The following is a 16,630-nucleotide window of genomic DNA, read 5'->3' as shown; positions in this document are numbered from 1 at the left end:
AACACGAGGCTCGCTCTCCCGTCATGACTGTGTTTGGAGTGTCTTTGCGCCAGCTATGGGCGCACGAAAAGGCCAGCTATGGCGTTCGCGTCTTTGTCGCCCTGAGCGGCGCCATGGCCGTCTGTTGGTCGCTCGGCGATTTGCGGGCGCTATCGCCGGTGTTCCTCGGCATTATCGCCAGTGCCCTGGCGGAAACCGACGACAGCTGGCTAGGTCGTCTCAAGTCGTTGGTGGTGACGCTGCTGTGCTTCGCGGTCGCTGCCTTCGCCGTTGAGCTGCTGTTTCCCTATCCCTGGATTTTCGTGGCGGGCCTGGGCCTGGCCACCTTCAGCCTGACGATGCTGGGTGCCATCGGCGAGCGTTATGCCTCGGTGGCTCAGGCGACGGTGATCCTGTCCATCTATGCCATGATCGGCGTGGATCAGCGCCTCGGCGCCCAGGTACCGCTGTGGTACGAGCCGGCGCACCTGCTGGCCGGCGCCCTGTGGTATGGCCTGCTCTCGGTGCTCTGGTGCGCGCTCTTCGCCCACCAACCGGTACGCCAGAATCTATCCGCCCTCTATGGCGAGCTAGGGACCCTGCTCAGGCTCAAGGCCGAGATGCTCGAGCCAGTGCGCGGGGTGGACCTGCACCGGCGACGCGTGCTCCTGGCGCAGCAGAACGGCAAGGTGGTGCAGGCGCTGAACCAGGCCAAGGCGACCATCCTCAATCGCTTCGGCCGCTCGGGGCGGCCTGGGGCGCGCTCCGGACGTTACTTCCGCCTCTATTTCATGGCGCAGGACATCCATGAGCGTGCCAGCTCCTCCCACTATCCCTACAGCGCCCTGACCGAGGCCTTCTTCCATAGCGACATCCTGTTTCGCTGCCAGCGCCTGCTCAAGCTGCAGGCCAGCGCCTGTCTCAACATGGGCGAGGCGATCCGGCTCGGCCAGCCCTTCGAATACGGTCAGCAGAGCCAACAGGGTCTGACCGATCTGCAGGCATCGCTGGAGTATCTCAAGCAGCAGCAGAATCCGCGCTGGCGGGGTCTGTTGCGCTCCCTGGATCTGCTCGGCCATAACCTTTCGACCCTGGAACGGCAGTTCTCCGAAGCGGGCAACAGTGATTCGGGCGCGGCGGATCTGGACACCAGCCTGTTGGATCCCGCTGCGCGCTCCCTGCCCGAGGTGTTTCGGCGCATCCGCCTGCAGCTGACCCCAACCTCGTTGCTGTTCCGCCATGGCCTGCGCATGGCCCTGGCGTTGATGGCCGGCTATGGCGTGCTGCACCTGATCCACCCGGTGAACGGCTACTGGATCCTATTGACCACGGTATTCGTCTGCCGACCGCAATACGGGGCGACCCGGGTGCGCCTGGTGCAGCGGATCGTGGGCACGGTGATCGGCTTGCTGCTGGGTAGTGCCTTGCTGGAGCTGTTCGCTCAGCCGGAAGTCCAGCTGCTGCTGGCGCTGGTCGCCGGGCTGGTGTTCTTTATCACCCGCACGGATCGCTACACCATCGCTACCGCGGCCATCACCTTGATGGTGCTGTTCTGCTTCAACCAGGTGGGCAATGGCTTCATGCTGATCTGGCCGCGGCTGCTGGATACCCTGCTGGGCTGCCTGATCGCGGTGCTGGCGGTGTTCTTCGTCCTGCCGGACTGGCAGGGGCGGCGCCTGCATCAGGTGATGGCCAATACCCTGCGCACCAATGCGCTCTATCTGCGCCGGTTGCACGAGCAGTACCGGACCGGCAAGCGGGACGATCTCGACTACCGTGTGGCGCGGCGCAATGCCCATAACGCCGATGCGACACTGTCGGCCGCGCTGGCCAACATGCTGCGCGATCCCGGGCACTTCCGCCGCAACCTGGAGGCGGGCTTTCGCTACCTGGCACTGTCCAACACGCTGCTGGGCTATCTGTCGGCGTTGGGCGCGCATCGCCGCCAGCTGGAGGCGGCCGAGCACGATGCTCTGGTGGAGCGCGCCGTGACGCGCATCGCCGAGGGCATGGAGGCCATCGCCGCAGCGGTGGCGGAGCGACGCAGTCTGCCGCCTACCGCCGAGGAGGAAAGCAGCCTCGCCGACGAGCTGGAAGCCGCGGCCGACGACAACGACGATGGCTACCGGCTGGTGTGCACCCAGCTGGCGCTGATCTGTCGGCTGCTGCCCAATCTCAAGAGCGCCGCCAACCATACGCTGCGTGAGCAAAGCCGCGAACAACCGGCAGCCGTTACCGCCGATGCTTGAGCAAGGTTGGCGCGACGCGCTATGTTGATTGATGTCCGTCGACTTTTTCGACGCCTGTTTATGCTGGTCTGAAGGCTGTTCCAAGTCATGCGTATGCGTCTTCTAGTAGTGGGCGGGGAGAGCGCCCTGGGCAAGGCGCTACTCGCCGCCGGTGCCGAAGCGGGCATCGAATTCGTTGCCCCCGAGACCCCGGCGGAGGGCTGGTACGCCGCCGGGCTGACCGAGGTGCTCGACCGGGTACGTCCGGGGGCGGTGATCAATCTCGCCTATTATCGCGACTGGCTGCAGGCGGCGGATTTCGATCCGGCGTTGATGCAGCGTCAGGCGCTCGCCGTCCAACGCCTGGCCGGCCTCTGTCAGCACTACCAGATTCCCTTGATCCAACCCTCCGGTTATCAGCTGTTCGATGGCTCGCGCGTGGCCGGCTATAGTGAAAAGGATCTTCCGCGGCCTCCCGGGGCGCGGGGCGAAGCGCTCTGGCGGGTCGAGCAGCTGGTCAGGGCTCTGTGCCCGATGCATATCCTGCTGCGCCTGGGCTGGGTGCTGGACGATTCCTGCGACGGTCGCCTGGGACGTCTGCTACAGCAACTGGGTACCGAGCAGGTCGTTCCCCTGGCGGGTGATCGGCGCGGCAATCCGACCACGGTGGGTGATGTTGCCCGAGTGCTGCTGGCCGTGGTCAAGCAGCTCGACTGCGGCGCGCCGCTCTGGGGGACCTATCACTACGGTGCCCAGGAAGCGGTGTCGGAGCTGGGCCTGGGCGAAACCGTCGCTCAGCTCTGGCAGGAATTCGACCGGCCGGTGCGCTGCGAATGGCAGGAGGTGACGCACCTGGAGCGTGCGGATGCCGCGGAAGAGCCACAACAGGGGGTGCTGATCAGTCGCAAGCTGCTCAACACCTTTGGAATCAAGGCGCGGCGCTGGCAGCAGGAGCTGCCGGCGCTGTTGCAGGGCTTTCGGCAGGACGAGGTAGGTTTCGATGAGTGATGCGCCCATTCTGATCACTGGCGGTGCCGGTTTCATCGGCTCCCACCTGGCCGATGCGCTGCTGGCGCGGGGCAAACGGGTACGGATACTGGACGACCTGAGTACCGGCAAGCGCGAGAATCTGCCGCTGGACAATGAAGGTATCGAGCTGCGGGTGGGCGACGTGGCCGATACCGCGACGCTGGAAGCCGCGGTAACTGGCTGCGCAGCGGTGGTACACCTGGCCGCGGTGGCCTCGGTGCAGGCCTCGGTGGAAGACCCGGTGGGCACCCACAGGGCCAATTTCATCGGTACCCTGAATCTGTGCGAGGCCATGCGCAAGGCCGGGATCAAGCGGGTGGTCTATGCCTCCAGCGCGGCGGTCTACGGCGCCAACGGCCAGGGCCAGGCCATCGACGAGGAGCTGCCCAAGGCGCCGTTGACGCCCTATGCAGCGGATAAGCTGGCTGGCGAGTACTACTTCGACTTCTATCGCCGCGAGCACGGCCTGGAGCCGGCGATCTTTCGCTTCTTCAATATCTATGGCCCGCGCCAGGATCCGTCCTCGCCCTATTCGGGGGTGATCAGCATCTTTACCGAGCGCGCCCGCCGCCAGACGCCGATCACGGTCTTTGGTGACGGCGAGCAGACCCGCGATTTCGTCTATGTGGCCGACCTGGTGGGTATCCTGGTGCAGGCGCTGGAAGCTCCCGAGGTGACAGCTGGGGCGGTGAACGTAGGGCGCGGCGAGACCATCAGCCTGAACGGCCTCCTGGCCGAGATCGGCCAGGTGCTCGGTGGCCTGCCGCAGGTGACCCATGGTGCGGCGCGGGCGGGGGACATCCGCCATTCGAAGGCGGACAACCGTCGTCTGCGCGAGCGCTTCGACTTCAGCCAGCCCACGGCCATGGGCACGGGGCTGGCGGCGCTGCTACGAGACTAATCGGGGAGGCCAGGGGCAACCCCTAGCCTGTTGGGCTTCGACGCTGGAGCTGCCTCAGCGCCAACCTACGGTGCTAGTGGCGGGCAGTAGGTTAGAAGCGATAGCCCAGGCCGACCATGTACACCCAGGGATCCACGTCCAGATCGACCTTGGCCCGAGCGCCGAGGGCGGTGTTATCGACGTGGGCGGTGGTCGAGATGTCGATGTAGCGGACCTGGGCATTGAGCATGACCCGGTCGGTGAGCATGAGATCAGCGCCGACCTGGGCGGACCAGCCCCAGGAATTGTCGGCACGGAAGTTGTCGAAACCGGCCGCGCTGGCGCCGCTGCCGACGTGCTCGTCATAGATCCAGGTGTAGTTGAGGCCGGCGCCGACATAGGGCTGGAACGTCGCCTTGGCGTCCAGGGGGTAGTAGACCAGGCTCAGGGTCGGCGGCAGGTGCTTGAGAGTGCCCAGCTTGCCATTGGCGGCGTCCAGCCCGGTGCCCTTGATGTTGACCTCATGCTCGAAGGGCGTGGCCGCCAGCAGTTCTAAGCCCAGGTGGTCGGTCAGCATGTAGGCGACGTTCAGCCCCAGCTGGGTGTCGCTGTCCATGGTCGCCTTGCCGCCGAGGTTGGCGCCGCTCAGGGCGCCTCGATCGATCTTGACGTCGGAGCTGCGCTCGTGGGGATCGACGGTGATGGCACCGGCACGCAGGATGATGTCGCCGGCCTGGTGGGCCTGGGCGAGGGGGGCGGCCAAGGCGAGGGCGAGCAGGCTGAGGCGGAAGAGAGGACGCATGGCTAGGGCTCCGGAAGCATTGAAAAAGGGCTGGGAGCAGCCTAGCGAAGCTTAAATGTCAGACTCTTGATCTCGCTCAAGGGTCGGGCATATCCCCTCAGGAGCCGTCGCCCTTGAGGATGTAGGGAAGGATGCGCTGCGCCTGCAGCCAGTAGCCGGCGACGGCCACCTCGCTGCGCTGGCTGCCCACGCCCAGGCGGCCTTCCACCCAATAGGGCAGGTGCAGCTTGGACAGCCAGAGGTCGTGGCTGCCCTTGACGTAGACGATCTGATTGCCGGGTGGCGGTGGCACGTGGATGCAGGCGCCGTAGTAGGGGACCAGGAGGAACTCGGTGACCTCGCCCTCGTCGGTAACCATCAGGGGGACCACGTATCCGGGCAGGCGCACGTCCTGGCCATCCAGCGCCGCTACCGTCGGAGCGTCCGGCCAGGGCTGGCTGGCGGCCGGGCCGTCTTCGCCGAGACCGTGGTCGATGCTGCCCGGGTTGAAGCGCGGCGCATCGGCCGGTACCAGCTCGCGCCAGGCGAGTTGACGGGGTTCGGCCTGGGCCCAGGGCAGCCAGCAGAGCAACAGCAGGAGCGCCAGGCGCATGGTGGGGCCTCGTTCATAGTCGCACGGACAACCCGTCCGTGAGGGCCTGGCGGCAGCCGCGCCAGGCCGGAATGCAGCCGAGCACCAGGGCGGCGAGCAGGATGCCGCCGAGCAGTTGCCCATCGTAGAGCGAGGGCCAGTCCAGCGGCAATGCCAGACCGTATTCCGCCAGCAGCCAGGGGCGGCCCAGGGCGATGGCGCCATAGAGCAGGGCCAGGCCGCCCAGGCAGCCGGCCAGGGTGAGGGCCAGTGCTTCGGCCAGCAGCAAGCCGAACAGATGCCGCGGCTGGGCGCCCACCGAACGCAGGATGGCCATCTCCCGCCGCCGTTCGTTGAGGCTGGCGAGCAGGGCGGTAAGCATGCCCACCAGACCAGTGAGCACCACGCACAGCGACATCACCAGCAGCGCCTGTTCTGCGGTGCCGAGCAGACCCCAGAGTTCCTGCAGGGCCACGCCGGGCAGGATCGCCAGCAAGGGCTCGCCGGTATAGCTGTTGACCGCACGCTGCACCGCGAAGGTGGCTACCCGACTCTTGAGGCCGACCAGAGCGGCCGTGAGATCCTGCGGGGTGAGGTCGCGCTGGCGCACCTCGGCATCGCTGAGCGAGGGGCCGGGCATGCCGCCGCGCCAGTCCAGGTGCAGGGCGGTCATGCCGCTCAGCGGAATGTGCAGGGTGCGATCGACCGGGGTGCCGGTGGGCGCGAGGATGCCGACCACGGTGAAGGGATGGTCGCTGTGCTCGGTCAGGCTGATGGTGGCGACGCCATGGGCCAGCACGATCTTGTCGCCCAGCCGGTAGTGCAGCGCCTTGGCCACCTCGGCGCCCAACACGACCTCGAAGACGTCGTTGAAGGGCCGGCCCTGGACCAGGCGCAGGGGCTGGTTGCGCCCATAGTGATAGTGAGTGAAGTAGTTGCCGTCGGTGCCCAGCACCCGGTAGCCGCGGTGGGAATCGCCGAGCGACAGCGGGATGGTCCAGGCGACGCGAGGATCGGCGGCGAGCTTTTCGTAGCTTTCCCAGCGGATGTTGTTGGTGGCATTGCCAATGCGGAACACCGAATAGAGCAGCAGGTTGACCGCGCCGGAGCGGGCGCCCACCACCAGGTCGGTGCCGGCGATGGTACTGGCGAAGCTGGCCTTGGCCTCGGTGCGCAGCCGTTCGACGCCTAGTAGCAGGGCCACCGAGACGGCGATGGTGAAGATGGTGAGCAGGGCGGTAGCGCGACGATTGCGCAGGCTGGCCCAGGCCAGCTGAAGGAGGGGCATCCTAGGTCTCCGCGCGGGCAGCGTTGAGCTGGGCCAGGGTGAGGTGGCGGTCGAAATGACCTGCCAGGCCGCGATCGTGGCTGACGAACAGCAGGCCGGCGCCGGCTGCGGCGCATTCGGCGAACAGCAGCTGCAGGAAGGCGTCGCGGTGATCGATATCCAGCGCCGAGGTGGGTTCGTCGGCGATCACCAGTTCCGGCTGGCCGATCAGGGCGCGAGCGGCGGCGACCCGCTGCTGCTGGCCGATGGACAATTCGCGGGCCGGGCGTCGGGGCAGGTCGGGATCGCTCAGGCCCAGGGCGCGCAGCAGGGTCAGGGCAGCGTCCTGTGGATCGCCATGGCGCGCGCGGGCACGCTCGTGGCGCAGTCTGGAGAACTGACAGGGCAGCAGGACATTGTCCAGCACCGAGAGAAAGGGCAGCAGGTTGAACTGCTGGAAGAGAAAGCCGGTGTGGTCGACGCGAAAACGATCGCGCCGGGCAGTGGCGAGTTGCCCCAGATCCTGACCGAGCAGCCGGACCTGGCCGCGGCTGGGGCGCTGCACGCCGCCGAGCAGGCCGAGCAGGGTGGTCTTGCCGCTACCCGAGGGGCCTTCGAGAAACAGCGCCTCACCGCGCGCCAGCTGGAAGTGTTGGATATCCAGGCATTCCGCCTGGCCAGGCCAGGCGAAGCCAAGGTCCCGGATCTCGACCAGGGGCGCGGTGCTCATGGCCGTCCTACCACTTCAGTCGCGGTTGCTGAGCCGTCAGCTCGGCGCCCTGCTGGCCACTGGCGACGATGGCCTGCACTTCGACACTGTGACTGTTGGGAAAGCGGGCGAACCAGCCGGAGAGGTCCAGACCGTCGAGGGCGGTCGGCTTGCTGCAGGTGAAGCTCATGGTGGCTTCCACATCCAGATGACCGCTGGCGCTGGCGTCCTTGGCGAACAGCGGACTGATGGCACTGGCTTCGGCCAATTGGCAATTGGCTGCTGCGGGCAGCTTCACCAGTGCCTGAGGATTCTCCAGGCTCTGCCGGAGCGCGGCGACGGCGTCCTGCTCCTTCTGGTTGCGCGGTGCATGTTCGAAACCCAGCAGATCGGCCGCCGGACTGCGCCACTGCAACTCCAGGCCCGTATCGGTGTGCGCCAGATCGAGGTGGGATTCGCCGTGCACATGGGCACCCAGGGCGCCGTGTTCGTGTTCGTCATGGTCGTCATGGGCAAGGGCCGGTTGGACGAGTGCGGCGGCAAGGCAGAAGGTCAGCAGGGGCAGGCGCATGGTGGGCTTCCAGTGAACGGAAAGGCGCTATGTTATGTTGTTGCTTTTCCGCGCTGCAACCTTGGTTTGGCGTCGGCCGGTGGCTGTGGGAGCATGGGCCTCTGCACGACGAGGAGAACACCATGGTACGCATTCGCGGAACCATCGGCAGCCAGCCCGTGGATCTCACGGTGGAACTGGATGAGGCCGACTGGCAGCGCCTGGCCGCGGCCCTGCGGCCGACGGAGGCGCCCCTGCCTGCTGCGGCGGTGGCCGCCGCACCCAGCGGGCCCAAGTCGGGAGGCGACATGCTCTGGGATCAGGTGGTCAAGCTGCTCAGCTCCGCTGGCCGGCTCAGCGGACCGGACATCCTCGTGGCGCTGGAAAAGCTGACCGGCAATCTGGGCGTGGCCAAGCAGCTGCTGGTCCGGCTGAGGCACAGTCCCCAGGTGCGCATGGAGCGGGTCGGGGAGGCGCAGTTCTATATCTGGCAGGGGTGAAGCTGGGCACAGGTGGTGGAAAACGCTGGGCGGTTTTCCACGCTACGAAAGGTCCACAACGCCAGGCGGGCGCTGGCTGTGGATAAGGCTGCGCCCAGGGCGACGCAGCCGTTATCGATAGGCGCTTAGTACAGCGCCTGGTACAGGCGGCGGCGATAGGTGGCGACCAGCGGGTGGTCGTTGCCGAGCAGATCGAAGACCTGCACCAGGGTCTTGCGCGGCAGGTCGTCGCCATAGCCACGATTGCGGCGGAACAGGTCGAGCAGGCCATCCAGCGCCGGTTCGTACTGCTGGCGGGCAAGTTGCTGCACGGCCAGCTGGTAGGCGGCTTCGTCATCACCGGCATCGCGAGCTAGGCGGCTCTTGAGCTCGGCGACCTCGGGCAGACTGGCGGCCTGGCGGAGAAAGGTCAGCTGGGCACGTGCGCCGGCCAGGGCCTGCTTGTGTTCATCGCCCTTGACCGCATCCAGTACCGCCTGGGCATCGTCCAGTTCATTGCGCTCGGCCAGGCAGCGGGCATAGAGGATCAGCGCCAGGGCGTTGCTGTTGTCCTCTTCCAGTAGCGCCTTGAGCAGCGCCTCGGCCTCGGCGAAACGGCTTTCGGCGAACAGCGCCTGGGCGGCTTCCAGCGGATCTTCCGCGGCCGGTGGCAAGGCCTGGACATGGGGTTCGAGCAGGGCACGGATGGCCGACTCCGGCTGGGCGCCAGCGAAGCCGTCCACCGGCTGGCCGTCCTTGAACAGCACCACCGTCGGCAGGCTGCGGATGCCGAATCTCATCACCAGTTCCTGCTCGATGTCGCAGTTGACCTTGGCCAGGTGCAGGGCGCCGCCATAGGACTCGGTGATCTTGGCCAGCAGCGGCATCAGCACCTTGCAGGGCGCGCACCACTCGGCCCAGAAGTCCACCAGCACCGGAGTGCTGAAGGAGGCGTCGATGACCTGTTGCTGGAAGGTGTCGAGGGTGGCGTCGAAAATGTAAGGGACCTGGCTCATGGCGGACTCGGCAGACGAAAGATGCACTATAGGTGGGGGCGCCGCCCTTGGAAACAAGGCAGGTGGCTCAGCCCTGATAGAGCGTCACGCGGCGGAATTCTTCCGGCTCCGCCAGATCCGGCAGGGTGCAGGCCTGGAGTTCGGCGAGGCGGCTGAAACCGGGGTGGACCAGGTCGCGTACGCGCGAGTCGGCCAGCAATAGGCTGTCGGCACGGCTCTGCAGCGATCCTAGCAGGGACAGGTTGGCGCGGTCGTAGAGCACGTCGGCGGCCAGGATCAGCTCGAAGCGCTCGGTGCTGGCCTGGAAATCGGCCAGCGTCTGGATCTGCAGGCCGTTGGCCTGGGCATTGGCACGACAGGCGGCCAGTGCCAATGGATCGAGGTCGCAACAGACCACCCGCGCCGCGCCGGCCTGGGCGGCGGCGAGACCGGCGATGCCCGAACCGCTGCCGAAATCCAGTACCTGGCGCCCAGCGACTACCGCGGGGTTCGCGACTATCCACTGCGCCAGGGCCAGACCACTGGCCCAGCAGAAGGCCCAGTAGGGCGGCGCCTCCAGCAGGCGCTGGGTTTCCGCCGGGGAAAAGGCCCGCGTCATGTTGGCGGGATCGACCAGCCACAAGGATAGCGTACTGCCGGGCAAGGCCTGCAGGCGGAGGCGGGCGTCGCCAAGCAGCGCCACCAGGGCGTCGGCAAGGTCGGAGGGCGGGGTCACGGAGTCTGGTTCAGCACCAGTTCGCCGAGGTTCTGCGTGGTCGGCCCGCCCACACCGACCGGTGGCAGGTAGCTGGCCAGTTGACCGGCCTGGATCAGACGGGCGTGGAATTCCACCTTGAGGTCCGGACGGGTGGGGAAGATGTCCGGGTTGAAGGGCAGGCGGAAGGCCAGGGGCGCGCCCTTGCCGGTCACCGTCTCGCTGGCCAGCAGGCGCTGGGGCAGGCCCTTGGCGTTGACCGCCAGCAGGGCGATCTCGACCTGGGCACCGGCCGGGACCAGGCCCTGGGCATTGCGCAAGACGCCGGAGATCTCGCGCAAATTGGCCGGGGTAGGAGCACCCGCCACCGGAACCGGCTCGTCGGCCGGGGTGGTGGGCTGCGGCGGCGTGGTTTCGGGTGGGCTGGAGCACGCCACGAGCAGACCGGTGAGCAGCAGGGGCAGTAGGACGCGTGGGGTCATGGCAGGATCCGTAGGTCGCGGCCCGCGAGGGCTGCACGGGAGGTTGAGGAGTGGCCGTCGAGTAGAGTGCGCTCTTATAGCCTGGCGGCCTCTGGCTGTCGATTCGTCCGGTACCCGGAGGTTCCCGACGAGGGGTGATCGGGTACCATGAGGGCTTTCCCTTCCGGCGGTCGACTCTCCCATGCATTGTCCCTTCTGCGGCGCCCACGACACCAAGGTCACGGATTCCCGGCTGGTTGCGGCCGGCGAGCAGGTGCGCAGGCGGCGTGAATGTCTGGCCTGCCAGGAACGCTTCACCACTTTCGAAACCGCCGAGCTGGTCCTGCCGCGACTGATCAAGCAGGACGGGACCCGCCAGCCCTTCGACGAAGACAAGTTGCGCGCCGGCATGCAGCGCGCCCTGGAAAAGCGCCCGGTCAGCGTCGAGCGCCTGGAAGAGGCCATCGCCCTGATCAAGCACCGGCTGCGCGCCACCGGCGAGCGGGAGATCCGTTCGCGGGTGGTGGGCGAACTGGTGATGGACGAGTTGCGCAAGTTGGACCAGGTGGCCTATATCCGCTTCGCCTCGGTCTATCGGCAATTCCAGGACCTGGCCGAGTTTCGCGACGAGATCGAGCGCCTGGCCCAGGATCCGGGCAAGCAGCCGGTATGAGCGCTGCCAACGAGATGAATGACGAATTCTGGATGGCCCGCGCCCTGGCGCTGGCGGCGCTCGGCCGCTACAGCACCGCGCCCAATCCCCGGGTGGGCTGCGTCATCGTCCGGGACGGTCGGATAGTGGGCGAGGGCTGGCACCGCCAGGCCGGCGGTCCCCATGCCGAGGTGCATGCCCTGCGCCAGGCGGGGGAAGCCGCGCGCGGCGCCACCGCCTATGTGACCCTGGAACCCTGCAGCCACCATGGCCGCACACCGCCCTGCGCCGACGCCCTGGTCGCGGCTGGCGTGGCCGAGGTGGTGGCAGCCATGACCGATCCCAATCCGCTGGTGGCCGGCCGTGGCCTCGCCCGTCTCGCCGCCGCTGGCATCGCCACCCGCGCCGGGGTGCTGGAAGCCGAAGCCCGGGCGCTCAATGCCGGCTTCATCCAGCGCATGCTGACCGGGCGGCCCTTCGTGCGGGTCAAGCTGGCACTGAGTCTGGACGGTCGCACCGCCATGGCCAATGGCGAGAGCCAGTGGATCACCGGGCCGCTGGCGCGCCAGAGTGTCCAGCGGCTACGGGCCGAAGCGGGCGTGGTGATCACCGGCGCCGATACCGTGCTGGCCGACGGCGCCCGCCTGACCGTGCGCCAGGCCGAGCTGGGCCTGAGCGGTGACGAACTGGAGCTGGCCACCCTGCGCACGCCGCAGCGGCTGCTGGTGGACGGTCGCGGCCGGGTGCCGCTCACGGCCCCGTTCTTCCAGGCCGGCGCGGCGCGAGTGGCCGGTATGGCCGCCGAGGCGCCTGCCTATGCCGCTGCTGGTCACGACTACCTGGCGTTGCCTGGCGCCCAGGGCCAGGTCGATCTGGCCGCCCTGCTGACCCGACTGGGCAGCGAGCAGGTCAACGACGTCCTGGTGGAAGCCGGACCGCGCCTTGCCGGTGCCTTCGCCCAGGCCGGGCTGGTCGATGAATACCATCTGTTCCTGGCGCCCAAGTTCCTCGGCTCCAGTGCCCGGCCGCTGCTGGACTGGCCGCTGGAGCACCTGGCCGAGGCACCGCAGCTGGAAATCCTCAGTGCCACGCCGGTGGGCGCGGACCTGCACCTGATCGCCCGGCCCCGGCGCGACACCTGACGCCCCTGGCCCCCTGGCGGCGAACTGTGTTACAAAACCTGCGCTGCCTGCGGGTAGCGAGTTCTCAGGGCGGGGTGCAATTCCCCACCGGCGGTAATGCCCGATCGACTCGGGACGAGCCCGCGAGCGCTCCCTTGCCCTCTGCGGCGGGGGAGGTCAGCAGACCCGGTTGGATTCCGGGGCCGACGGTCATAGTCCGGATGAGAGAGAACGGGATAGCCTCGCCTGGCAGGGGTGCGAGCCCCTCGTCCGTCTGATTTCCCTTCTGTCCGTACGCCCTGTTTTTTCACCGAAACAGGAGTTCGTCGATGTCTAGCTGCACCGCCGTTTCGGCTCCGCCTCTTGGAGGCCTGAGCTGATGTTTACCGGAATCATCGAAGCCCTCGGCGAGATCCGCGCCCTCACGCCCAAGGGCGGAGACGTGCGCCTCTATGTCGCCACCGGCAAGCTCGACCTTGCCGACGTCAAGCTCGGCGACAGCATCGCCGTCAACGGGGTCTGCCTCACCGCCGTGGAATTGCCTGGTGACGGCTTCTGGGCCGACGTCAGTCGCGAGACCCTGAGCCTTACCAGCCTGGGTGGGCTCAAGCCTGGCAGCCGGGTCAACCTGGAAAAGGCGCTGATGCCCACCAGCCGTCTCGGCGGCCACCTGGTCAGCGGCCACGTGGACGGCCTCGGCGAAGTGGTTTCCCGCGCCGATAACGCCCGTGCCGTGCAATTCCGTCTGCGCGCCCCGGCCGAGCTGGCCCGTTACATCGCCCTAAAGGGATCCATCACCGTGGACGGCGTCAGCCTCACGGTGAACGCGGTGGACGGCGCCGAGTTCGAGCTGACCATCGTGCCCCACACCCTTGGCGAGACCATCATGGCCGACTACCGCGCCGGTCGGCGGGTGAACCTGGAGGTGGACCTCCTGGCCCGCTACCTGGAACGCCTGCTGCTGGGCGACAAGGCCGCCGAGTCCAGCAAGGGCGGCGTCACCGAAAACTTTCTTGCCGAACACGGCTATCTGCAGCGCTAAGGACGACACCGTGGCACTTTCCAGCATCGAAGACATCATCCAGGACATCCGCGCGGGCAAGATGGTCATCCTCATGGACGACGAGGACCGCGAGAACGAAGGCGACATCATCATCGCCTCCGAATGCGTCACCGCCGAACACATCAACTTCATGGCCCGCCATGCGCGCGGCCTGATCTGCATGCCCATGAGCAAGGGCCTCTGCGAACGCCTCAGCCTGCCGATGATGGCCAGCCGCAACGCCTCCGGCTTCGGCACCAAGTTCACCGTCTCCATCGAGGCCGCCGAGGGCATCAGCACCGGCATCTCCGCCGCTGACAGGGCGCGCACGGTGCAGGCCGCCATCGCCAAGGACGCCAAGGCCGGCGACGTGGTCAGCCCTGGCCACATGTTCCCACTGATGGCCCAGCCCGGTGGCGTGCTGGCCCGCGCCGGCCACACCGAGGCCGCCTGCGACCTGGCGCGCATGGCCGGCTTCGCCGAGAGCGGGGTGATCTGCGAAGTGATGAACGACGACGGCACCATGGCCCGTCGCGACGAACTCGAAACCTTCGCCGAGCAGCACGGCCTCAAGGTCGGCACCATCGCCGATCTGATCCACTACCGCCTGCTTCATGAGCACACCGTCAAGCGCATCGACGAGCAGCAGCTCGATACCGAAGTCGGCCCCTTTAAGCTGGTGACCTACCGCGACGAGGTGGAGGGCGACGTCCATCTGGCGCTGATCCGCGGTGACCTGGCCAGCCAGGAGCTGCCACTGGTGCGGGTGCACAACATGGACCCGCTGCGCGACCTGCTGCAGGTCCACCAGCCGGGTCGCTGGAGCCTGCGCAGCGCCATGGAGCGGGTCGCTCGCGAAGGCGCTGGCGTGGTGCTGCTGCTGGGGCACTCGCTGGAAGGCGACGACCTGCTGGCGCATCTGCGCGAGCCGCGCCCGGCGCCCAAGGCGCTGTCCACCTACAGCACCGTCGGTGCCGGTTCGCAGATCCTGCGCGACCTGGGCATTCGTCAGATGCGGCTGCTCAGCTCACCGATGAAGTTCAACGCCATATCCGGCTTCGACCTGGAAGTAGTAGACTATCTGCCTCCTGAAGAATGACCCTTCCGCCTGGCGCGCCCGCCCGGGTGGTGCGGCGCGCTTCACCTGGATTTCCACGGACGGCCTGGCAGTTGCCGGCCGTCCGGCTCTTTGACAACTGGACCCGCACATGAACATCAAGACCTTTGAAGGCACCTTCATCGCTCCCCAGGGCCGTTTCGCCCTGGTGGTCGGCCGCTTCAACAGCTTCGTCGTCGAGAGCCTGCTGCAGGGCGCCATCGACGCCCTGGTGCGCCACGGCATCAAGCCGGACGACCTGACCATCATCCGCGTCCCCGGCGCCTTCGAGATCCCGCTGGCCGTGCAGAAGATCGCCCAGCGCGACGAATTCGACGCCATCATCGCCCTCGGCGCGGTCATCCGTGGCGGCACGCCCCACTTCGAATACGTGGCCGGCGAATGCACCAAGGGTCTGGCCCAGGTCTCCATGGAATTCGGCGTCCCGGTGTCCTTTGGCGTCCTGACCGTCGACTCCATCGAGCAGGCCATCGAGCGCTCCGGCACCAAGGCCGGCAACAAGGGCGCCGAAGCGGCCCTGTCCGCTCTGGAAATGGTCAGCCTGCTGGCGCAGCTGGAGGCCAAGTGAGCGGCGATCTGACTCCGCCCGCGGCCGGCAAGCCCGCGGGCAAGAAGGCCCCCACCGGCAAACTGGCTGCTCGCCGCGAAGCGCGCAGCCTGTCGGTCCAGGCCCTGTACCAGTGGCACATGGCGGGCCAGGCGATCAACGAGATCGAGGCGCAGTTTCGCGTCGACAACGACTTCGCCAAGGTCGACGGCGCCTACTTCCATGAAGTCCTCCATGGCGTCCCGGCCAACAAGAGCGAGATCGATGGCCTGATCCTGCCCTGCCTGGACCGTGCCATGGACGAGGTGGACCCGGTCGAACTCGCCGTGCTGCGGCTGTCCTGCTACGAACTGCTCAAGCGCATCGACGTGCCCTATCGCGTGGTGATCAACGAGGGCATCGAGATGGCCAAGATCTTCGGCGCCACCGACGGCCACAAGTTCGTCAACGGCGTGCTGGACAAGCTGGCGCCCAAGCTGCGCAGCGCCGAGTTGCGCGGCAAGCGCTGATCGCCCACGTCGGCATGGGTGAATTCGAACTCATCCGTCGCTATTTCGCCGCGGCGCCCTGCGCGCGCGGCGGTCCGGGCGTGGCCCTGGGGATCGGTGATGACTGCGCGCTGCTGGCACCCGCTCCGGGTGAGCAGCTGGCGGTATCCACCGACACCCTGACCGCCGGGGTGCACTTCCCCGATCCCTGCCCGGACGCCTTCGGCCTCGGGCAGCGCGCCCTGGCGGTGAGCGCCAGCGACCTGGCCGCCATGGGTGCGGCGCCTTTGGGCTTCACCCTGGCGCTGACCCTGCCGGCGGTCGAGCCGAGCTGGCTGGAAGGCCTCGCCGCAGGACTCGCCCAGATGGCCGAGCGGTGCGACCTGCGCCTGGTCGGGGGTGATACCACCCGCGGTCCACTGTCCCTCACCCTCACGGTCTTCGGTCGGGTTCCGGCTGGTCAGGCGCTGCTGCGCAGCGGCGCCCGGCCGGGCGATCTGCTGTGCCTGGGCGGCGCGCCCGGCGAGGCTGGCGGCGCCTTGCCCTTCGTTCTCGGCCAGCGTGCTCCAGAGGGCGCCGCCAGTCGGCACCTGCTGGCGCGCTACTGGGCGCCCCAACCGCAATTCGAACTCGGCCTCTGGCTGCGGGGCAGGGCGACGGCGGCCCAGGATGTCTCCGACGGCCTGGTGGCAGATTGCGGGCATATCGCCGCGGCCTCTGGCGTGCGACTGGTGGTGGAGGCCGCGCGGCTGCCGGTGAGCCCGGCGCTGGCCGAGCTGTTTCCTGCCAACGAGGTGCTGCGCCTGGCGCTGGGCGCGGGCGATGACTATCTGCTGGTCTTCACCCTGCCGCCCGAGCAGGCCCCGGCCCTGGCCGTCGCCTGGCCCCAGGCGCAGGTGATCGGTCGGGTCGAGGCGGGCAGCGGCGTTGCTGTCCTCGCCGCCGACGGTCAGCCCATGACGCTGGCGCAGACCGGTTTCCAACACTTCTAGCGCCTT

The 16,630-nt window shown here is 67.7% G+C and carries 19 protein-coding genes and 1 riboswitch; of the genes, 11 read left to right on the top strand and 8 right to left on the bottom strand.

What is annotated here, in order from left to right; genetic code table 11:
• Positions 1–23: 23 nt before the first annotated feature.
• The 3 genes from yccS (at position 24) to ACWPW1_RS20785 (ending at position 4,137) form a co-directional block, all read left to right on the top strand.
• On the top strand, positions 24–2,228 hold the full coding sequence (yccS, locus tag ACWPW1_RS20795) for a YccS family putative transporter (protein WP_174523154.1): 2,205 nt from the start codon (positions 24–26) through the stop codon (positions 2,226–2,228).
• A gap of 87 nt (positions 2,229–2,315) precedes the next feature.
• Positions 2,316–3,215: a sugar nucleotide-binding protein gene (locus ACWPW1_RS20790; protein ID WP_174523153.1), complete on the top strand. Its 900-nt coding sequence runs from the start codon at positions 2,316–2,318 to the stop codon at positions 3,213–3,215.
• Complete coding sequence (locus tag ACWPW1_RS20785) at positions 3,208–4,137, top strand: NAD-dependent epimerase/dehydratase family protein (protein ID WP_454253888.1); 930 nt, start codon at positions 3,208–3,210, stop codon at positions 4,135–4,137. The genes ACWPW1_RS20790 and ACWPW1_RS20785 overlap by 8 nt, the downstream gene beginning before the upstream one ends.
• 91 nt (positions 4,138–4,228) lie before the next feature.
• On the opposite strand, the gene ACWPW1_RS20780 is transcribed toward ACWPW1_RS20785, so the two are convergent.
• The 5 genes from ACWPW1_RS20780 to ACWPW1_RS20760 all read right to left on the bottom strand — a co-directional run bounded on the left by ACWPW1_RS20780 (position 4,229) and on the right by ACWPW1_RS20760 (position 8,036).
• On the bottom strand, positions 4,229–4,918 hold the full coding sequence (locus ACWPW1_RS20780) for an OmpW family outer membrane protein (RefSeq protein WP_313649718.1): 690 nt from the start codon (positions 4,916–4,918) through the stop codon (positions 4,229–4,231).
• A gap of 97 nt (positions 4,919–5,015) precedes the next feature.
• Positions 5,016–5,510 carry a DUF3299 domain-containing protein gene (locus ACWPW1_RS20775; RefSeq protein ID WP_271653255.1) on the bottom strand — a complete coding sequence of 165 codons (495 nt, stop codon included), beginning with the start codon at positions 5,508–5,510 and terminating at the stop codon, positions 5,016–5,018.
• Between the two features lie 13 nt (positions 5,511–5,523).
• Positions 5,524–6,777, bottom strand: coding sequence for an ABC transporter permease (locus ACWPW1_RS20770; RefSeq protein WP_313649717.1), 1,254 nt, complete (start codon positions 6,775–6,777; stop codon positions 5,524–5,526).
• A 1-nt stretch (position 6,778) separates the two neighbouring features.
• Complete coding sequence (locus ACWPW1_RS20765; protein ID WP_454253887.1) at positions 6,779–7,486, bottom strand: ABC transporter ATP-binding protein; 708 nt, start codon at positions 7,484–7,486, stop codon at positions 6,779–6,781.
• Positions 7,487–7,493: 7 nt separating this feature from the next.
• Positions 7,494–8,036 carry a ZrgA family zinc uptake protein gene (locus tag ACWPW1_RS20760; protein ID WP_454253886.1) on the bottom strand — a complete coding sequence of 181 codons (543 nt, stop codon included), beginning with the start codon at positions 8,034–8,036 and terminating at the stop codon, positions 7,494–7,496.
• Positions 8,037–8,158: 122 nt separating this feature from the next.
• Between ACWPW1_RS20760 and ACWPW1_RS20755 the strand changes: the two genes are divergently transcribed.
• Positions 8,159–8,515 (top strand): hypothetical protein, encoded by a 357-nt coding sequence (locus tag ACWPW1_RS20755; RefSeq protein ID WP_454253885.1) that lies wholly within the window; start codon positions 8,159–8,161, stop codon positions 8,513–8,515.
• A gap of 125 nt (positions 8,516–8,640) precedes the next feature.
• Here ACWPW1_RS20755 and trxA read toward each other — a convergent pair whose 3' ends face one another.
• From trxA to ACWPW1_RS20740, 3 genes are all read right to left on the bottom strand, one after another.
• Entirely contained in the window at positions 8,641–9,510 is an 870-nt protein-coding gene (gene trxA, locus ACWPW1_RS20750) for a thioredoxin (protein ID WP_454253884.1), read from the bottom strand.
• Positions 9,511–9,577: 67 nt separating this feature from the next.
• Complete coding sequence (locus tag ACWPW1_RS20745) at positions 9,578–10,225, bottom strand: class I SAM-dependent methyltransferase (RefSeq protein WP_454253883.1); 648 nt, start codon at positions 10,223–10,225, stop codon at positions 9,578–9,580.
• Positions 10,222–10,686, bottom strand: a complete 465-nt coding sequence (locus ACWPW1_RS20740) for a YbaY family lipoprotein (RefSeq protein ID WP_059316442.1) — start codon at positions 10,684–10,686, stop codon at positions 10,222–10,224. Before ACWPW1_RS20740 ends, ACWPW1_RS20745 begins: the two co-directional genes overlap by 4 nt.
• A gap of 181 nt (positions 10,687–10,867) precedes the next feature.
• Here ACWPW1_RS20740 and nrdR point away from each other — a divergent pair, with 181 nt between their 5' ends.
• The 7 genes from nrdR to thiL all read left to right on the top strand — a co-directional run bounded on the left by nrdR (position 10,868) and on the right by thiL (position 16,624).
• On the top strand, positions 10,868–11,338 hold the full coding sequence (gene nrdR / locus ACWPW1_RS20735) for a transcriptional regulator NrdR (RefSeq protein WP_007161213.1): 471 nt from the start codon (positions 10,868–10,870) through the stop codon (positions 11,336–11,338).
• Positions 11,335–12,459 (top strand): bifunctional diaminohydroxyphosphoribosylaminopyrimidine deaminase/5-amino-6-(5-phosphoribosylamino)uracil reductase RibD, encoded by a 1,125-nt coding sequence (ribD, locus tag ACWPW1_RS20730; RefSeq protein ID WP_454253882.1) that lies wholly within the window; start codon positions 11,335–11,337, stop codon positions 12,457–12,459. The genes nrdR and ribD overlap by 4 nt, the downstream gene beginning before the upstream one ends.
• Before the next feature lie 56 nt (positions 12,460–12,515).
• Positions 12,516–12,675: riboswitch (FMN riboswitch) on the top strand.
• Between the two features lie 142 nt (positions 12,676–12,817).
• Positions 12,818–13,480, top strand: a complete 663-nt coding sequence (locus tag ACWPW1_RS20725) for a riboflavin synthase (RefSeq protein WP_059316440.1) — start codon at positions 12,818–12,820, stop codon at positions 13,478–13,480.
• Positions 13,481–13,490: 10 nt separating this feature from the next.
• The gene (ribBA, locus tag ACWPW1_RS20720; protein WP_454253881.1) at positions 13,491–14,579 is read left to right on the top strand and encodes a bifunctional 3,4-dihydroxy-2-butanone-4-phosphate synthase/GTP cyclohydrolase II; all 1,089 of its coding nucleotides are present in this window, start codon (positions 13,491–13,493) and stop codon (positions 14,577–14,579) included.
• Between the two features lie 109 nt (positions 14,580–14,688).
• On the top strand, positions 14,689–15,165 hold the full coding sequence (gene ribH, locus ACWPW1_RS20715) for a 6,7-dimethyl-8-ribityllumazine synthase (protein ID WP_007161209.1): 477 nt from the start codon (positions 14,689–14,691) through the stop codon (positions 15,163–15,165).
• Positions 15,162–15,653, top strand: coding sequence for a transcription antitermination factor NusB (gene nusB, locus ACWPW1_RS20710; RefSeq protein ID WP_059316438.1), 492 nt, complete (start codon positions 15,162–15,164; stop codon positions 15,651–15,653). Before ribH ends, nusB begins: the two co-directional genes overlap by 4 nt.
• A 14-nt stretch (positions 15,654–15,667) precedes the next feature.
• On the top strand, positions 15,668–16,624 hold the full coding sequence (gene thiL / locus ACWPW1_RS20705; RefSeq protein WP_454253880.1) for a thiamine-phosphate kinase: 957 nt from the start codon (positions 15,668–15,670) through the stop codon (positions 16,622–16,624).
• The last annotated feature ends 6 nt before the right edge of the window (positions 16,625–16,630 follow it).

Source organism: Pseudomonas sp. Marseille-Q7302, from assembly GCF_965111925.1.
Note: the sequence above shows the minus strand (reverse complement) of the source record. Positions and strands in the feature narration are given on the sequence as shown.